The 16,978-nt window shown below is 72.4% G+C and carries 18 protein-coding genes and 1 tRNA gene; 10 read left to right on the top strand and 9 right to left on the bottom strand.

Translation table 11 applies throughout. The annotated features are described in order from the left end of the window. From KAG51_RS12205 to KAG51_RS12190, 4 genes are read right to left on the bottom strand one after another with little or no spacing between them, the layout of a single operon-like run. Positions 1-825: a hypothetical protein gene (locus KAG51_RS12205; protein ID WP_290584053.1), complete on the bottom strand. Its 825-nt coding sequence runs from the start codon at positions 823-825 to the stop codon at positions 1-3. A 19-nt stretch (positions 826-844) separates the two neighbouring features. Next, positions 845-1,786 (bottom strand): 2,3,4,5-tetrahydropyridine-2,6-dicarboxylate N-succinyltransferase, encoded by a 942-nt coding sequence (gene dapD / locus KAG51_RS12200; RefSeq protein WP_290584051.1) that lies wholly within the window; start codon positions 1,784-1,786, stop codon positions 845-847. A gap of 43 nt (positions 1,787-1,829) precedes the next feature. After that, positions 1,830-2,186 (bottom strand): CrcB family protein, encoded by a 357-nt coding sequence (locus KAG51_RS12195; protein WP_290584049.1) that lies wholly within the window; start codon positions 2,184-2,186, stop codon positions 1,830-1,832. Beyond that, positions 2,183-2,542 carry a CrcB family protein gene (locus tag KAG51_RS12190; RefSeq protein ID WP_290584047.1) on the bottom strand — a complete coding sequence of 120 codons (360 nt, stop codon included), beginning with the start codon at positions 2,540-2,542 and terminating at the stop codon, positions 2,183-2,185. Before KAG51_RS12190 ends, KAG51_RS12195 begins: the two co-directional genes overlap by 4 nt. Positions 2,543-2,612: 70 nt before the next feature. Between KAG51_RS12190 and KAG51_RS12185 the strand changes: the two genes are divergently transcribed. Continuing rightward, complete coding sequence (locus KAG51_RS12185; protein WP_290584045.1) at positions 2,613-3,572, top strand: NAD-dependent epimerase/dehydratase family protein; 960 nt, start codon at positions 2,613-2,615, stop codon at positions 3,570-3,572. Between the two features lie 8 nt (positions 3,573-3,580). On the opposite strand, the gene KAG51_RS12180 is transcribed toward KAG51_RS12185, so the two are convergent. Next, positions 3,581-4,552, bottom strand: a complete 972-nt coding sequence (locus tag KAG51_RS12180) for a hypothetical protein (protein WP_290584043.1) — start codon at positions 4,550-4,552, stop codon at positions 3,581-3,583. A 47-nt stretch (positions 4,553-4,599) separates the two neighbouring features. Between KAG51_RS12180 and KAG51_RS12175 the strand changes: the two genes are divergently transcribed. Both KAG51_RS12175 and KAG51_RS12170 read left to right on the top strand, forming a co-directional pair. Continuing rightward, positions 4,600-5,445, top strand: coding sequence for an SDR family oxidoreductase (locus KAG51_RS12175; protein ID WP_290584041.1), 846 nt, complete (start codon positions 4,600-4,602; stop codon positions 5,443-5,445). A gap of 86 nt (positions 5,446-5,531) precedes the next feature. After that, a complete protein-coding gene (locus KAG51_RS12170) occupies positions 5,532-6,374 on the top strand; it encodes an alpha/beta hydrolase (protein WP_290584039.1) in 843 nt (280 codons plus the stop codon). Positions 6,375-6,410: 36 nt separating this feature from the next. On the opposite strand, the gene KAG51_RS12165 is transcribed toward KAG51_RS12170, so the two are convergent. The 3 genes from KAG51_RS12165 to KAG51_RS12155 form a co-directional block, all read right to left on the bottom strand. After that, positions 6,411-6,863 (bottom strand): PaaI family thioesterase, encoded by a 453-nt coding sequence (locus tag KAG51_RS12165; RefSeq protein WP_290584037.1) that lies wholly within the window; start codon positions 6,861-6,863, stop codon positions 6,411-6,413. Next, a complete protein-coding gene (locus tag KAG51_RS12160) occupies positions 6,860-7,252 on the bottom strand; it encodes a MerR family transcriptional regulator (protein WP_290584035.1) in 393 nt (130 codons plus the stop codon). Before KAG51_RS12160 ends, KAG51_RS12165 begins: the two co-directional genes overlap by 4 nt. A gap of 158 nt (positions 7,253-7,410) precedes the next feature. After that, a tRNA-Arg gene (locus tag KAG51_RS12155) sits at positions 7,411-7,482 on the bottom strand. A 74-nt stretch (positions 7,483-7,556) separates the two neighbouring features. Between KAG51_RS12155 and KAG51_RS12150 the strand changes: the two genes are divergently transcribed. Genes KAG51_RS12150 through lysA form a run of 3 tightly spaced genes read left to right on the top strand, consistent with a single transcriptional unit; the run spans position 7,557 to position 11,050 of the window. Next, the gene (locus tag KAG51_RS12150; RefSeq protein WP_290584033.1) at positions 7,557-7,964 is read left to right on the top strand and encodes a response regulator; all 408 of its coding nucleotides are present in this window, start codon (positions 7,557-7,559) and stop codon (positions 7,962-7,964) included. Positions 7,965-7,973: 9 nt separating this feature from the next. Continuing rightward, the gene (argS, locus tag KAG51_RS12145; protein WP_290584031.1) at positions 7,974-9,638 is read left to right on the top strand and encodes an arginine--tRNA ligase; all 1,665 of its coding nucleotides are present in this window, start codon (positions 7,974-7,976) and stop codon (positions 9,636-9,638) included. Positions 9,639-9,655: 17 nt separating this feature from the next. Next, complete coding sequence (gene lysA / locus KAG51_RS12140; RefSeq protein ID WP_290584029.1) at positions 9,656-11,050, top strand: diaminopimelate decarboxylase; 1,395 nt, start codon at positions 9,656-9,658, stop codon at positions 11,048-11,050. A gap of 4 nt (positions 11,051-11,054) precedes the next feature. On the opposite strand, the gene KAG51_RS12135 is transcribed toward lysA, so the two are convergent. Continuing rightward, positions 11,055-11,600, bottom strand: a complete 546-nt coding sequence (locus tag KAG51_RS12135) for a hypothetical protein (protein WP_290584027.1) — start codon at positions 11,598-11,600, stop codon at positions 11,055-11,057. Between the two features lie 113 nt (positions 11,601-11,713). On the opposite strand from KAG51_RS12135, the gene KAG51_RS12130 reads away from it, so the two are divergent. The 4 genes from KAG51_RS12130 (at position 11,714) to rho (ending at position 16,973) form a co-directional block, all read left to right on the top strand. Further along, on the top strand, positions 11,714-13,036 hold the full coding sequence (locus KAG51_RS12130) for a homoserine dehydrogenase (protein ID WP_290584025.1): 1,323 nt from the start codon (positions 11,714-11,716) through the stop codon (positions 13,034-13,036). Then, on the top strand, positions 13,036-14,100 hold the full coding sequence (gene thrC / locus KAG51_RS12125; protein ID WP_290584023.1) for a threonine synthase: 1,065 nt from the start codon (positions 13,036-13,038) through the stop codon (positions 14,098-14,100). The genes KAG51_RS12130 and thrC overlap by 1 nt, the downstream gene beginning before the upstream one ends. Continuing rightward, positions 14,097-14,972 carry a homoserine kinase gene (gene thrB, locus KAG51_RS12120; RefSeq protein ID WP_290584021.1) on the top strand — a complete coding sequence of 292 codons (876 nt, stop codon included), beginning with the start codon at positions 14,097-14,099 and terminating at the stop codon, positions 14,970-14,972. Before thrC ends, thrB begins: the two co-directional genes overlap by 4 nt. Before the next feature lie 126 nt (positions 14,973-15,098). Next, positions 15,099-16,973, top strand: coding sequence for a transcription termination factor Rho (gene rho / locus KAG51_RS12115; protein WP_290584019.1), 1,875 nt, complete (start codon positions 15,099-15,101; stop codon positions 16,971-16,973). The last annotated feature ends 5 nt before the right edge of the window (positions 16,974-16,978 follow it).

The following is a 16,978-nucleotide window of genomic DNA, read 5'->3' as shown; positions in this document are numbered from 1 at the left end:
TCAGCGAGTCCGGATCACGACGGTGTCGGCGGCGGCGTCGGGCGATGAGGTCCAGCCCTCGGGGGAGTCGGCGACGCTCCAGCGCCGACCGTCGAAGGAGACGCTCGTGATGCCCAGGTGCGAGGCGTTGGCCACGGCGTAGTGCGCCAGTGCCCAGCCCCGGATGCGGGTGTCCTCCGGTGGCCCCGTGAACCGGGTGACGACCTCGTCTCCCGTGACCGCGCCGCCGAGATCGCCGAAGGCGGCATTGACGTCGGCGAGCACCGCGGTGGCGCTGCCGACGCCTGACTCGTTGAGCTGGCACGTGAACGCCGCCGGACTGTAGCCCCGCAGCGACGAGGCGAGTGACCGCGAGGCCGGCTCGTGCTGGGCGTAGGCCCGCGGGAAGGCGGAACGCTGCACGGCCTGGGCTGCCACCGTGATCTCGAGCGTCGTGTAGTCGGGGATCTCGACGAGGCCGTCGTAGAACTTCCCGATGGAGTAGGGCGGCTGCAGGATCTCCTCGACGGTTCCCCACCCCTGGGAGGGGCGTTGCTGGAACAGTCCGATCGAGTCGCGGTCACCGTAGTCGATGTTGTGGATCCGCGACTCCTGGTACGCCGTTGCGATCGCGATCGTCGTGGCCCGCGGGGGCAGGCCCCGGTTCTGGGCCATCGCGGCCATGAGCGAGGTCCAGCGCGCCTGCTCGAGGTCGATCTGCGCCCGGGTGCCCTCGACGTCGGCGACGCAGTACTCGGCCCGGCTGGGCTCACGGTCGTGCAGCGTCGCGGCGACCGTGACGACCGTCAGGCCGAGGGCTCCGGCGAGCAGCCAGCGCAGCTTCACGAGGTGGTGGTGCTCCCGATCAGTTGGCGTGCAGGTCGGCGTTGAGCTCGATGCCGGCGCGGTCACCGCGGGGACGGGCCTCCAGCCGGCCGGTCTCGGAGTTCAGCAGGAACAGCAGGCCGTCCTGGCCCGACAGGTCCGCGGCCTTGACCACGCTGCCGTCCGGCAGTGTGACCTTGCTGCCGGCCGTGACGTAGCAGCCGGCGGCCACGACGCAGTCGTCGCCGAGGCTGATGCCCACGCCGGAGTTCGCGCCCAGGAGGCTGTTCTCGCCGATGCTGATGACCTGCGAGCCGCCGCCGGAGAGTGTGCCCATGATCGATGCACCGCCGCCCACGTCGCTGCCGTGGCCGACGACGACGCCGGCCGAGATGCGGCCCTCGACCATCGCATGGCCCAGCGTGCCGGCGTTGAAGTTCACGAAGCCCTCGTGCATGACGGTCGTGCCCTCGGCGAGGTGCGCGCCGAGGCGCACGCGATCGGCATCGGCGATGCGGACGCCGGACGGCACGACGTAGTCGGTCATGCGCGGGAACTTGTCGACGCTCGTGACTGCCAGGTGGTGGCCGTGCGCGCGGGCCCGGGCACGCGTGACGTCGAGCTCGGGGACGGCGACCGGTCCCAGCGAGGTCCACGCGACGTTGCTGAGGAGTCCGAAGATGCCCTCGAGGCTCTGGCCGTGCGGCCGGACCAGGCGGTGCGAGAGCAGGTGCAGGCGCAGGTAGACGTCGTAGGCGTCGGTCGGGGCCTCGGCGAGGTCGTCGATGACCGTGTGGACCACGACGACGCGCACGCCGCGGACGGCGTCGTCGCGCTCGGCCGCGGTGAGCATCTCGGGCTCGTGATCGTGCTCGCCGGGGGCACCGAGGCGCGGCTCGGGGTACCAGACGTCGAGGACCGTGGCGTCCTCGGTGAGGGTGGCCAGTCCGAAGGCGTGGGCGCCGGGGTGCTCGCTCGTCATGGGCCCCACGCTACCGACAGGCCGGTCGGCCGGCCGCGACGGCTCAGGCTCCGATCGCGACCCCGGCGACCGCCGCGACGACGCAGGTCAGGGCCATCAGACCGGCAGAACGCAGCGCGTCGCCCCGGCCGGTGTCGATCCAGCGGACCGCGGCGTCGAGGCTTGCCGAGCTGAACGTCGTGTAGCCACCGAGCAGGCCCGTGCCCACGACGGCGTGCCACCCGGGCGTGGTGCACACCGAGACCAGGACGCCGAGGCAGAACGAGCCGGTCGTGTTGATGACGAGCAGCGCCCAGGGAAGCCGCTCACGGGCCGGAACCAGCTGGTCGACGAGGTGTCGGAGCCCGGCGCCGAGGCCGCCCGCGAGGGCCACGCCCAGGGCCAGGGCGGACCCGCTCACCGTCGCCCCCACCGGAGGCCGACGACGGCCAGCGCGAAGCCGCCCGCCACCGTCACGAGGGCGTAGCCGGCACCGAGCAGGAGATCGCCGCGGGACCCGAGGTCCTGCACCTGCACCGCGAACGCGCTGTAGGTCGTGAAGCCGCCGAGCAGGCCGGTGCCGAGCAGCAGCCGGAGCCGCTCTGGCACGCCGGCACCGACGAGCACGCCGAGCGCGAGCGATCCCAGGAGGTTGACCAGGAGCGTCGACAGCGGAAGATCCTGGACGGCACCGACCCAGTCGTCGAGCGCGTACCGGACGAGCGTGCCGACGGCTCCGCCCACGGCGACGAGGGCGAGCTCCCGGGTGCGGTCCACGTGAGGAGGATAAGCGCCCGATCTGACCGGAATGGCTGTCAGATGGTCCGGCGGCGGTCACACTGCCCCCATGCGGATCTTCGTGACAGGCGCGAGCGGCTTCATCGGACGACACCTGATCGAGCGGTTCGCCGCCGACGGCCACGAGACCTGGGGCGTCGACCTGGTTGCCGATCCGGCTCGAGGCGTCGTGGCTGGGAACGTCGGCGAGCCCGACGGGTGGCGGGACCAGCTCGAGGGCGTGGACGTCGTGGTCCACACCGCAGCGATCGTCTCCAACTCGCCCAGCCTCGACCAGGCCTGGCAGGTCAACGTCGTCGGCACCCGACACGTGCTCGACGCCGCGGTCGCTGCCGGCGTCACCCGGTTCGTGCACCTGTCGTCGATCCGTGTCTTCTCGGACCTCGGATTCCCCGACGGCGTGACCGAGGACCATCCCGTCCGGCCTGACGGCAATCCGTACGTCGACACACGCATCGCGTCCGAGCAGGTCGTGCTGCAGGCTCACGCGGCCGGGCAGATCGGCGTCACGATCGTGCGGCCGGGCGACGTCTACGGGCCCGGATCGCGTCCGTGGACCCTGCTGCCGGTCGAGCTGATCCGTAGACGTCAGTTCTTCCTCCCGGCCCACGGACGCGGCATCCACAGTCCGGTCTACGTCGACGACCTAATCGAGGGAGTCAGCCGGGCGACCCTGCGGCCGGAAGCGGTCGGGCACGTCTTCACGCTGGCAGGCGGTGTGGGTGTCACGACGGCGGAGTTCTTCGGCCACTACCACCGGATGCTCGGCCGCCGGCCCGTGCTGCTGCCGACACCGCTCGCGCTCGCGATCGCCGCCGGCGCTGCGGTGCCGGCCCGCCTGATCGACCCGGCGACCGAGATCAGCCCCGTGGCGGTGCGGTACTTCTGTCGCACCGGGACGTACTCGATCGACAAGGCCCGTCGCCTGCTCGGCTACGAGCCGCAGGTCGACCTCGCCGTCGGCATGGCTCGGACCGAGCGCTGGCTCCGCGAGGAGGGGCTCCTCTGACCGGGGTCTCAGCCCTCGATGGCGGCGGGCTCGGCAGGCTCGGTCGGTGCGGCACGGCGGGTCAGGGCGAGCGCGAGGGCGCCCGCGACGGCCCATCCGAGCAGCACGATCCAGGGGCGGGTGCTGGCGGCGTCGCCGAACAGGGCCATGCGCTGGGTGATCTCGGCAGCCGCGCCGTGCGGCATCCACTGACCGACCGCCTCGAACCCGGCCGGGAGCAGCAGCGGGTGCGGTGCACGGACCAGGACCCAGATCGGGAGCAGGAACAGGGCCGCGACGACGCCGAGACCCCAGGGGCCGATCGTGCGGACCGCCGTGGCCGTGATCGTCGCGGCGGCGACGACCACGGCGGTGCCCAGCACGATCCACAGCGGCGGCGACCCGGGCAGGCCGAGGGCGACCGCGGCGAGGCCCAGCGTCACGCCGTACAGCAGCGCATCGGTGCCGATGCGCTCCGCCAGGTGTCGGGGCGGCCGAGCGCCGCGACGCACGCGTGCGCCCCACTGGCGCACGAGCATCAGCACGACGCCGAGCACCAGGCCCGTGCCCACCAGAATTCCCGGCGTGGCGACAGGGACGTCGGCCGGGTGCACGTCCAGCACCGCGACGTCCCGGTCGAACGTGTCGAGCAGGTCCGTGATCGCGGTGACGACCGGATCGTTGACCTGCGAGCCGTTCGCTCCGGCCACGTAGAGCACGTCGCTCGCCGACTCCAGGTCGACCCTGACCGCGGCGATGACGATGCCGTCCTCGACCAGCTGGCGCGCCGACTCGATCGTGGTCCCGGTCAGCACCTCGAGCGTCCGGTCGCCGTCGGACTCCAGGACGTCGAGCAGGCCGCCGGCCACGATCGGGTCGGCCACCAGCACGACCGGGGCGTCCGTCGGGTCCGCCGGTACGGGGCGCACGACCAGGGCTGCCAGGACGAGCAGCGGGAGCAGGACGGCCACCGCGAGGACAGGGATCCGGGCGCGAGACATGCGGCCAGCCTAGGGTGGCGGGCACAGCCCGACCGAGGAGGAAGTGCGTGACCGTTCCCGTCGTCGCCGTGACCGGGTGCACCGGCGCCGTGGGCGGTGCGGTGGCCCGCCTGCCGGCCGAGGCCGGCGCGTCGCAACGACTCCTGGCGCGCGCTCCCGACCGTGCGCCGGCGCTCCCCGGTGCCGAGGTGCGCGCTGCGGACTATGCCGACCCCAGGTCCTGCGCGGCGGCGCTCGCGGGGGTCGAGCTCCTCTTCATGGTCTCGGCGCACGAGAGCGCCGACCGTGTCGAGCAGCACCGTGCCTTCATCGACGCCGCGGCCCGGGCCGGCGTGCGGCACGTGGTCTACACGTCCTTCCACGCGGCAGGGCCGCAGGCCGAGTTCACGCTGGCGCGCGACCACGGGGCGACCGAGGAGCACCTCCGTGGGTCGGGACTGGACTGGACGTTCCTGCGCGACTCCTTCTACCTCGACCTCGCCCCGCACCTGGTCGGTGAGGACGGCGTCATCCGTGGCCCTGCCGGCCAGGGACGCTACGCGCCGGTGGCGCGGGCCGATGTCGCGCGGTGCGCCGCGGCGGTGCTGCAGGACCCGCAGGCCCACCGCGGTCGGACGTACGAGCTGACGGGTCGCGAGTCGCTGACGATGGCCGAGGTGGCCGCGACGATCGGTGCCGTCACCGGCACCGACGTGCGCTTCCACGACGAGACCGTCACCGAGGCGTACGCCTCCCGGGCGGTGTACGGGGCGCCCGACTGGCAGCTCGACGCCTGGGTCTCGACCTACACCTCGATCGCGTCGGGGGAGCAGGACCTGGTCTCCGGCGACGTCCGAGACCTGACCGGCCGCGCGCCGCTGACCCTGGCGGAGCTTCTCGCAGCCGGGCGCTGACCACCGGCCGCGGTCGGCTACCGTGCGAGGCGTTGCGTGCGGCCGACGACCGTCGGTCGTGCTCAGGTGCGTCGAGCGGAGGAACCGTGGGATCGGAGCAGCTCCACCTGCCGGGGCTCGCGGGCGGTCTCGCGGCCGACCGATGGGTGGCGAGCGACGAGCAGGGCGTCGTGCTCCTGCTCCACGGCGGTGGGCAGACGCGGCACTCGTGGCACCGCAGCGGTGCGCGCTTCGCGGCCGCGGGCTGGACGACGATCGCTCTGGACGCTCGCGGTCACGGCGACAGCGCCTGGGCGCCCGACGGCGACTACTCGATGGACGCTCTCGTCGCGGACCTGGCCCAGGTCGTCACGGGGCTCGCCGTCGAACCCGTGCTGGTCGGCGCGTCCATGGGCGGCATCACGTCCTTGGTGGCCGTCGGGGAGAAGGCCGTGGTCGCTCGAGCGCTCGTGCTCGTCGACGTCGCGCCCCAGGTGGAGCCGGCGGGGGTGCAGCGGATCCTCGACTTCATGGCCTCTGCACCCGACGGGTTCGCCTCGCTCGAGGAGGTCGCAGACGCGATCGCCGCCTACAACCCGCACCGGCCACGGCCCCGCAATCTCGACGGGCTGCGCAAGAACGTCCGCCAGTGGGACGACGGTCGCTGGCACTGGCACTGGGACCCCGCCTTCCTGACGGTGCGCGACGAGCCCAGTCGGGCCACCCAGCACGAGCGGCTGAAGGCCGCCGCGGCGAGCGTCGTGGCGCCGACGATGCTGGTGCGCGGCACCCAGTCCGACGTCGTGTCGGCCGAGGGGGCCGAGGAGCTGCAGCGGCTCATCCCGCACGCCACGGTGCGCGAGGCCAAGGCAGGGCACATGGTGGCTGGCGACGACAACGACGTCTTCGCGCAGCAGGTCGTGCAGTTCCTGGACGACTCCCTCACCTGACCCCGCGCCGTGTCCGGGCAGAGCGTCGGACCGGCCTCAGTCCAGGCGAGGCGCCATCGTACGGGCCGTGCCGAGCCACGTGGCGCAGAGTCGCTCCTCGTCGCCGTCGACCGCGAAGACGTCCGCCGCACACGTCGTGAGCAGCCGCCCGGCGGAGACGACCCGGCCGACGGCGCGCAGACCGGTGCCGGTGGCCGGCGCGACGAGCTTGATCGTGCCGTCGATCGTCGCCGCCCAGGAGCCCGGGCCCACCAGCGTCCCGGCCGCTGCCACGGCCGCGCAGTCCCCGGCGGCGAACACCGCGGCGGCCTGCAGCTGCCCGGGACGGAAGGTCATCGACTCGGCGATGGGGGTGCGCAGCTCGACGTGGCCGCGACGCACCTCGACGATCTCGACCCCGAGCGTGCGCGCGATCGGCATCTCGGCGACGGCGTCGCGGATGAAGGCCAGGTCAGGATCGATGAGGGGGTGGGACTCGGCGGCGTTCACGGGGGCTCCTTGGGGGTCGGGGCGGCGGAGGTGGGGGTGATGGGGCGTCGGGCGTCGAACCACGCGACGTGGTCGACGACGCGTCGGCGCTGGTCCTCGAGGTCGGTGATCTGCGTGTCGATCTCGGTCAGACGGGTCTGCAGGTGCTCGACCAGCTCGTCGATGCTGAGCCGGCCCGCGGCGAAGTCCGGCACGAGCCGCCCGATGTGGTCGAGGCCGAAGCCCAGGTCACGCGCCATGGCCACGAACGTCACGACGCGGACGGCGGTCTCGTCGAAGCGGCGGACGCCGTGGGGATCGCGCTGGGCGTGCAGCAGTCCGGACGACTCCCACCGCCGGAGACGGTGGATGGACACGCCCGTCCGGTCGGAGAGCTCGGAGACCCGCATGTGCGCGACGCTAGCGACCCTCGCACGGTGCGAGGCAAGCCGAGGGGCGCTGGTCACGACCGCTCGGCGCCAGACCGGGGCTCCGCGGTCCGACGCCGATCGGCCCGTGACACGACAGAGGGCCCGGACCGCTGGGGTCCGGGCCCTCGTCCAGCGAGTACCCCCGGCAGGATTCGAACCTGCGCTTCCGCCTCCGGAGGGCGGCGCTCTATCCCCTGAGCTACGGGGGCCCGGGGCCCGGCAGCGTGCACCGGACCGTCCGTTTCCGCGCCGAGCCTACCGGACCGCCGATACCGTGAGACAGGTGGAGGAGCTGACGGGCGCCGGGACCGGCCGACGCGTGCTGGTCGTCGACGACACCGCCTCGATCCGGTTCCTCATCCGGATGAATCTCGAGCTCGCCGGATTCGAGGTCGAGGAGGCGTTCGACGGTGTGGACGCCCTCGAGATCCTGCGCGGGAGCGCGTCGCTGCCGGACGCCGTCACGATCGACGTCATGATGCCGCGCATGGACGGCCTCGCCGCGACCCAGGCGATCCGCGCCGATCCTGCCCTGCGGGACCTCACGGTGATCATGGTGACGACGCAGGGCCATCCCGCCTCGGTCCAGCGCGGCTGGGACGCCGGCGTCGACGCCTACCTCGTCAAGCCGTTCGACCCGGACCACCTGGTGGCCACCGTGGCGGAGCTGGTCCGGAACGGGCGTCGATAGACTCCGCGGGTGACTCCCGAGCAGCTCAGTGACGTGATCGTGTCCGCCCTCGGCCGCCTGGCGGGCGACGGGCGCCTGAGCTCGCCGGAACCGCTGCCGACCGAGGTGCTCGTCGAGCGTCCGAAGGTCAAGGAGCACGGCGACTACGCGACCAACATCGCGTTGAAGCTCGCCAAGCGGGCCGGCCGTCCACCGCGCGAGCTCGCGCAGGACCTCGCCGACGTGCTCGCCGAGAACGACGGCATCGCCTCGGTCGAGGTCGCCGGGCCCGGCTTCCTCAACGTGCGGGTCGCGGCGGGCGCCCAGGGTGCCGTGGCCGCCCAGGTCCTGGCCGCCGGTCCGGCCTATGGCCGCAGCGACGCCTACGCGGGACAGAAGGTCAACCTCGAGTTCGTCAGTGCCAACCCCACCGGTCCGATCCACATCGGCGGTGTGCGCTGGGCCGCCGTCGGCGACTCGCTCGGGCGGCTGCTGGAGAACATCGGCGCCGACGTCACGCGCGAGTACTACTTCAACGACCACGGCATGCAGATCGACCGCTTCGCGCGCTCGCTGCTGGCCGCGGCCCGTGGCCAGGCGGCGCCCGAGGACGGGTACGGGGGCCAGTACATCCACGACATCGCCGATGCGGTCGTCGTCGCACGTCCCGGGGCGACGGACCTGCCCGACGCCGAGGCCGTCGAGACGTTCCGCGCTGAGGGCGTCGAGCGGATGTTCGGGGAGATCAAGCAGAGCCTGCACGACTTCGGGGTCGACTTCGACGTCTACTTCCACGAGAACGACCTGCACGAGTCGGGGGCCGTGGACCGTGCGATCGGCCGGCTGGAGGAGCTCGGCAAGATGTACGAGCGCGACGGCGCGCGGTGGCTGCGCACCTCCGACTACGGCGACGACAAGGACCGCGTGGTCATCAAGTCCGACGGCGAGCCGGCCTACATCTCGGGCGACCTGGCCTATTACCTCGACAAGCGCGAGCGGGGCTTCGACCGCGCGATCATCATGCTGGGCGCCGACCACCACGGCTACGTCTCGCGGATGATGGCGATGTGCGCCGCGTTCGGCGACGAGCCGGGCGTGAACCTCGAGATCCTGATCGGCCAGATGGTCAACCTGCTCAAGGACGGCGAGCCGTTGCGCATGAGCAAGCGGGCGGGCACCGTCATCACGCTGGAGGACCTCGTGGGCGCGATCGGGGTCGACGCCGCTCGCTACGCGCTGGCCCGGTACTCGACCGACTCCCAGATCGACCTCGACCTCGACCTCTGGGCCAGCAGCAGCAGTGACAACCCCGTCTACTACGTGCAGTACGCGCACGCGCGGCTCTCCTCGATCGTGCGCAACGCCGGCGATCTCGGCATCACGCCGGACGTCGACGTCCTGGTGCCCGAGCTCCTCGACACCCCGCAGGAGGGTGACCTCCTGCGCGCGCTCGCGGAGTACCCGCGCCTCGTCACGCGGGCCGCGGAGCTGCGGGAGCCGCACCGGGTCGCGCGCTACCTCGAGGACACCGCGTCGAAGTTCCACAAGTTCTACGACGTGTGCCGGGTCCTGCCGATGGGCGACGAGGAGGTCGCCGACGTCCACCGGTCGCGCCTGGTTCTGGTGGCCGCGACGCGACAGGTCCTGGCCAACGGACTCGGTCTTCTCGGAGTGGGTGCTCCCGACCGGATGTGATGGAGGAGGATGGGGCCATGCGTTCCCACGAGGCCGGCGCCCTGCACGGACAAGCCGGCGACCGCGGTCCGGCCTGGCTGCACCGCCCGGACGACGTCAACCAGCTCGTCACCCACCTCTGGTCGCGCCACGCGGCCAAGACCGACGGGGTCCTGACGGTGGCGGGGGAGTCCGCCGCCGAGCTGGCGGCCGAGCACGGCACGCCGCTGTACGTCGTCGACGAGGACGACTTCCGCCAGCGGGCCCGGGCGTTCCGTGACGCGTTCAGCAACGCCGACGTGTTCTACGCCGGCAAGTCCTTCCTGTGCGTCGCGACCGCGCGGTGGGTCGCGCAGGAGGGTCTCAACCTCGATGTCTGCACCGGCGGAGAGCTCGCCGTAGCGCTGCGGGCGGAGTTCCCGCCCGCGCGGATCGCCTTTCACGGCAACAACAAGTCCGAGGCCGAGCTCCGGCGGGCGGTCGAGGTCGGGGTCGGTCGCATCATCGTCGACTCGTTCGACGAGATCGACCGCCTGACGCGCCTCGTCGAGGAGATGGACGCCACGGTCCGGGTCATGGTTCGCGTCACCGCCGGCGTCGAGGCCCACACCCACGAGTACATCTCGACCTCGCACGAGGACCAGAAGTTCGGCTTCTCGATCGCCGGCGGCCAGGCGCTCGAGGCGGTCCGGCGCATCACGACGGCCTCGGGCCTGCAGCTGCTGGGCCTGCACTCGCACATCGGGTCCCAGATCTTCGTCACGGACGGATTCGAGGTCGCGGCGCGTCGGGTGCTGCGGCTGCAGGCCGAGATCGAGCGGGAGCTCGGCGTCACGCTGCCCGAGCTCGACCTCGGCGGCGGTTTCGGCATCGCCTACACGACGCAGGACGACCCGCGCCGGCCCGAGGACCTCGCTCGCGAGATCACCAAGATCGTCGACGACGAGTGCCACGCCCTCGACATCGGGGTGCCGAAGCTCTCGATCGAGCCCGGTCGGGCGATCGTGGGTCCGTCCACCTTCACGCTCTACACGGTCGGCACCACGAAGGACGTCGCCCTCGACGGTGGTGCCTCGCGTCGCTACGTCGCGGTCGACGGCGGGATGAGCGACAACATCCGCGCCGCGCTCTACAGCGCCGACTACTCCGCGACCCTCGCCTCGCGCCTCTCCGACGCGCCAGCGGTGCTGAGCCGGGTCGTGGGCAAGCACTGCGAGTCAGGTGACGTCGTGGTCAAGGACGAGTACCTGCCGGCCGACCTGGGACCGGGCGACCTGCTCGCCGTGCCCGGCACGGGTGCCTACTGCCGTTCGCTCGCGAGCAACTACAACCACGTGCCGCGCCCGCCCGTCGTCGCGGTGCGCGAGGGCGAGTCCCGGGTGATCGTGCGGCGTGAGACCGAGGACGACCTGCTCGCCCTCGACGTCGTGTGACGACTCAGGCGTAGCAGGCGACGATGCCGTAGGACCCCGAGGCGGTCTGCGTCTCGACGACCCGGCCGGACCGGGTCGTGGTGCACGTGATCCTCGAGGCCGTCGGGCCCGCCTGGGCGATGATCAGGACCGACGGGTCCGTCGGGCACTGCTGGAGCGTGACCGATCCCGTGGCGTCGTTCGGGAAGTAGCCGCTCTCGCCGCCGGAGGACAGGTATCCGGCGATCGCGATCGGGGCGTCCGAGGTGAACGACATCGTGAAGCTCGTGACGTCGCACCCGACCGACAGGCCGCCGGTCGGCAGGCCGAACGCGGCGGGGTCGAGCCCGGTGGTGCCATTCGTCCCGGGGGGCGGGAGGGTGGGGGTCCCCGACGGCACCGTGAACGGGTCGGAGGCCGTGGAGTCGCCGCCCACGACGGGCTCGGTGGCGATGTCGTAGATCAGGTACGCCGCGATCGCGACCAGCGCGAGGGCAGCGCCCCCGACGAGCAGCGCCGTACGTCGGCGTCGCGCCCACCTGCGGATCCGCTGCCACCTGTCGGATGCCATACATGCTCCTCTCGCGGCGCCCTCGTGGCGGCCGATGCTACAACGAGCGGCGTGGCGGATGGGTACGGAGCGCGGCGCACGGGGTGGAGCCGCCCGCCGATAGGCTGACTCCCGTGAACTCCGTCGATCGTCCCCCTCGTGACCATCCGTTGCGCGTCGCACTGCTCGGGTGCGGTGTCGTCGGCACGGAGGTGGCCCGACGCCTGACGCGCGACGCCGACGAGCTCGCGCGGCGGGTCGGGGTGCCCCTCGAGCTTGCCGCGATCGCCGTGCGCGACGTGACCCGCGACCGCGGACTCGGCCTGCCGCCGGAGGTGTTCACCGACGACGCCGAGGCGCTCGTGCGCGCAGGCGACCTCGACATCGTGATCGAGGTCCTCGGCGGCATCGACCCGGCGGGCGACCTCATCCGCACCGCGCTCGAGCACGGGGCGTCGGTCGTGACGGCGAACAAGGCGCTGCTGGCCGACCAGGGTGCCGGTCTGTTCGCCCTGGCCGAGAAGGCGCAGCGCGACCTCTCCTTCGAGGCGGCCATCGCCGGCGCGATCCCGATCGTGCGCCCGCTGCGTGAGTCGCTCGCGGGCGACCGGGTGAGCCGGGTCCTGGGCATCGTCAACGGCACCACCAACTACATCCTCGACCAGATGTCGACCCAGGGTCAGAGCTTCGACGAGGCCCTCGCGGAGGCCCAGCGCCTGGGCTACGCCGAGGCCGATCCCACCGCCGACGTCGACGGCCACGACGCCGCGGCGAAGGCGGCGCTCCTGGCCGGGTTGGCGTTCCACACCAACCTGACCCTCGACGACGTGCACTGCGAGGGCATCCGGTCGGTCACGGCCGAGGCCGTGCGGTCGGCCGCCGAGATGGGGTCGGTCGTCAAGCTGCTCGCGATCTGCGAGCAGATCGAGACCCCCGAGGGACCGGCTGTGAGCGCCCGGGTCCATCCGGCCATGGTGCCCCTCGAGCACCCGCTCGCCAGCGTGCGAGGCGCGTTCAACGCGGTGTTCGTCGAGTCCGAGGCCGCCGGTCAGCTCATGTTCTACGGCCCGGGCGCCGGCGGCGCTCCCACGGCCAGCGCGGTGCTCGGCGACGTCGTCTCGGTCGCCCGCAATCGCGTCAGCGACGTGTTCGGACCGGGGGAGACCTCGCACGCCGACGTCGAGCTCGTGCCCATCGGCCGGGCCCGCACGCAGTACCACCTGGTGGTCGACGTCGACGACCGGGCCGGCGTGCTCGCCACGATCGCGCAGGAGTTCGCGCGGTTCGGGGTCTCGATCCGCACGCTGCGCCAGGAGGGACACGACTCCGACGCCCAGCTCGTCATCGTGACGCACGAGGCGCAGGACGCGTCGCTCGCCGCCACCGTCGAGGCGCTCCGGGGCCTGGACGTGGTGCGTGGCGTCTCGTCGGTCATGCGTGTCGAGGGAGGTCAGTGATGGCCAGGCCGTGGCGGGGCGTCATCGAGGAGTACCGCGAGTGGCTGCCGTTCGACGACGACGTCAAGGCGCAGACGCTCGGTGAGGGCGGAACCCCGCTCGTGCACTCGGCCTGGTTGTCGCAGGTCGTCCGGGGCGACGTCTACGTCAAGGTGGAGGGCCAGAACCCCACGGGATCGTTCAAGGACCGCGGCATGACGACCGCGATCTCGGCGGCGGTCGCCCAGGGCGCCAAGGCGGTCGTGTGCGCGTCCACCGGCAACACCTCCGCGTCGATGACGGCGTACGCGGCCCGGGCGGGCCTCACGCCCATCGTGCTCGTGCCGCACGGGCGCATCGCGGCCGGGAAGATGGCGCAGGCCGTCATGCACGGGGCCGACATCATCCAGGTGCGCGGCAACTTCGACGACTGCCTCGACCTCTCGCGCGGGCTGGCCAAGGAGTACCCGGTCGCCCTCGTGAACTCCGTCAACCCGATCCGCATCGAGGGTCAGAAGACGGCGTCGTTCGAGATCGCGGACGTGCTCGGCCAGGCCCCGGACCTGCACGTGCTGCCGGTCGGCAACGCGGGCAACATCACGGCCTACTGGAAGGGCTTCGTCGAGTACGAGGCCGCCGGGGTCACGACGAGCCGCCCTCGCATCTGGGGTTTCCAGGCCGCGGGCGCAGCACCCATCGTGCTGGGCCGGGTCGTGCCCGAGCCCGACACCGTCGCGACCGCGATCCGCATCGGCAACCCGGCCTCCTGGACCTTTGCCGAGAACGCCCGCGACGAGTCGGGCGGACGCATCGACATGGTCCAGGACGAGCAGATCCTCGCGGCGCAGCGTGAGCTCGGCGCCCGCGAGGGCATCTTCGTCGAGCCCGCGTCGGCCACGGGCGTCGCCGGTCTGCTCGCGGCCGCGGCAGCCGGCGAGATCGAGCCCGGGCTCACGATCACCGTCACCGTCACGGGACACGGGCTCAAGGACATCGACACCGCGATGGCCCACCGGGGCGACCTGGTCGACGCCGTGATCGACGTCGACGTCGACGCGGCGGCCGAGACCGCAGGGCTTCGGTGACCGTGCGCACGACCCCGGTCACGGTGCGGGTGCCCGCCACGAGTGCCAATCTCGGCCCCGGGTTCGACGCCCTCGGGCTCGCCCTGGACCTGTACGACGAGATCACGGTCGAGGCGGCCGACTCAGGTCTTCACATCGACGTCACCGGCGCGGGCCAGGGCGAGGTGCCGCTCGACGAGACCCATCTCGTGGTCAGGGCGATGCACGCGGCCTTCGATCTCCTGGGGGAGAGACCCGTCGGCCTGCGTCTCACGTGCCGCAACGTCGTGCCGCACGGACGTGGCCTCGGCTCCAGCGCGGCCGCGATCGTCGGCGGGATCGTCGCGGCACGGGCCCTCGTCGAGGGTGAGGACCGCCTGGACGACGCGGCCCTCTTCCAGCTTGCGACCGATCTGGAGGGACATCCCGACAACGTCGCCCCGGCCCTGTTCGGCGGTCTCACCATCTCCTGGGTCGACGGTGCGGCAGCCGCGGTCGAACGGCTCGACTGCCAGGTCCCGGTCACGGTGTTCGTGCCGCCGACGGCGGTCTCCACGGCCGAGGCCCGTGGCCTGCTGCCCGAGCGCGTGCCGCATGCCGACGCGGTCTTCAACGCCGGGCGGTCGGCGCTGCTGGTCGCGGCGTTGCTGCACGCGCCGCACCGGCTGATCTCGGCCACCGAGGACCGGCTCCACCAGCCCTACCGCAGCACGGCGATGCCGGAGTCCTACCGACTCGTGCGCTCGCTGCGCGTCGAGGGCGTGCCCGCGGTCATCTCGGGCGCCGGCCCGACCGTGCTCGCGTTCGCCCGGGGCATCGACGACGCCCTGCCGGCCGGATGGGCCCTGCACCACCTGGACGTCGACGCCGAGGGCGCGACCGTCCGGTGCTAGGCTGACAGCGCCGGAGTCGAGAACACACTCCTCGGCACGCCACGGGAACCGTTCGGTTCGAATCGTTCCTCTCTGACCGCCGTCGCGCGGACGTGGCGAGACCATCGTCTAGAGGGAAATCCATCTGTGACTGACACGACCCAGGCTCCCCAGGAGCCCACCACCCCTGAGCCCGCCACGGCGCAGGCCGCGACTCGTCCCGCCCGCCGCAGCAGCGGGGGTGCGCTCGGCGGCAAGGTCATCGCCGAGCTCCAGGAGATCGCCGCCGAGCTCGGCATCGAGGGCGCGAACACGCTGCGCAAGGGAGCCTTGATCGACGCGATCAAGGCCGCGCGCGGCGAGACCCCCAAGGCCGCTCCGGCGGCGACGGCGTCGACGCCTCAGGGCGACGACTCTGGCGAGCAGGCGTCGAAACCGGCCCGTTCCGGGCGCGGATCCGCCAAGGACGCGGGGGATCGTCCGGCCAAGCAGGCCCCGGCCGCCCAGAAGTCCGACTCGGCTGCCGATGAGCAGCCGGAGCGCGCGTCCAAGCAGGACCGCGCCTCGAAGCAGGACCGTGGTGCCAAGCAGGACCAGTCCGATCGCCCCGAGCGCGGTCAGGGCCGCGGCCAGCAGGGCGGCAACGACAAGGGCGGTAACGACAAGGCCGGTAACGACAAGGGCAGCAACGACAAGGGCAGCAACGACAAGGGCGGGGGCCAGGCCAAGCAGCAGAAGGGTCAGGGCGACCAGCAGAACCAGGGCGACCAGAAGGGTCAGGGCGGCCAGCAGAACCGGTCCTCCGACCAGGGTTCGCACGACGACGACGAGAACGGCGGACGCCGCCGCAACCGACGCGGCCGTGGCCGCGGTGGTCGCGGCGCCGACGGTGACGTCCAGGTCACCGAGGACGACGTGCTCGTCCCGGCCGCCGGCATCGTCGACATCCTCGACAACTACGCCTTCGTCCGGACCACCGGCTACCTCCCGAGCGAGAACGACGTCTACGTCTCGCTGTCGATGGTGCGCAAGTGGGGACTTCGCCGCGGCGACGCCGTCGTGGGTCAGGTCCGCCAGCCGCGTGAGGGCGAGCGCAAGGAGAAGTTCAACCCGATGGTCCGGGTCGACTCCGTCAACGGCATGACCCTCGAGGAGGCCAAGGCCCGCTCCGAGTTCGAGTCGCTGACCCCGGTGTTCCCCACCCAGCGCCTGCGCCTCGAGACCGACCAGCACAACGTCGTGGGCCGGGTCGTCGACCTGTTCGCGCCGATCGGCAAGGGTCAGCGCGGTCTTCTGGTCGCGCCTCCGGCGGCCGGCAACACCAGCGTGCTGCGCCAGCTCGCGGCCGCCGTCACGGCGAACAACCCCGAGTGCCACCTCATGATCGTCCTGGTCGACGAGCGGCCTGAGGAGGTCACCGATTTCCAGCGGTCGGTCAAGGGCGAGGTCATCTCCTCGACGTTCGACCGCCCGGCCGGCGACCACACGACCGTCGCGGAGCTCGCGATCGAGCGGGCCAAGCGGCTCGTCGAGCTCGGTCACGACGTCGTGGTGCTGATCGACGGCATCACGCGCCTGGGCCGTGCGTACAACCAGGCTGCGGCCGGTCAGGGCCGCGTGCTCGCCGACGGCGTCGACGCCTCCGCCCTGTTCGCCCCCAAGCGCCTGCTGGGCGCGGCCCGCAACCTCGAGGACGGCGGTTCGCTGACGGTCCTGGCGACGGCCCTGGTCGAGACCGGCTCACGCATCGACGACCTCATCCTCGGTGAGGTCCGGGGCACCGTCACGACCGAGCTGCGGCTCGACGGCGACGCGGCCTCGAAGCGTCAGTTCCCGGCGATCGACCCGGTGGCCTCGAGCACGCGCCACGACGACCTGCTGCAGTCTGCCGACGAGCTCGCGGCCGCGCGGGCCTGGCGTCGCGAGCTGACCGAGCTGGCTCCCTCGGTGGCCGTCGCCGCCGTGCTGGAGCGCCTCGGGGCGGCCGCCACCAATGCCGAGGTCGTCCGCCGCCTCGTCTGACCTTC

It is taken from the genome of Aeromicrobium sp. (assembly GCF_023146395.1).
Lineage (GTDB): Bacteria > Actinomycetota > Actinomycetes > Propionibacteriales > Nocardioidaceae > Aeromicrobium.
The sequence above is the reverse complement of the archived record's forward strand: the minus strand, read 5'-3'. Positions and strand labels throughout refer to the sequence as shown.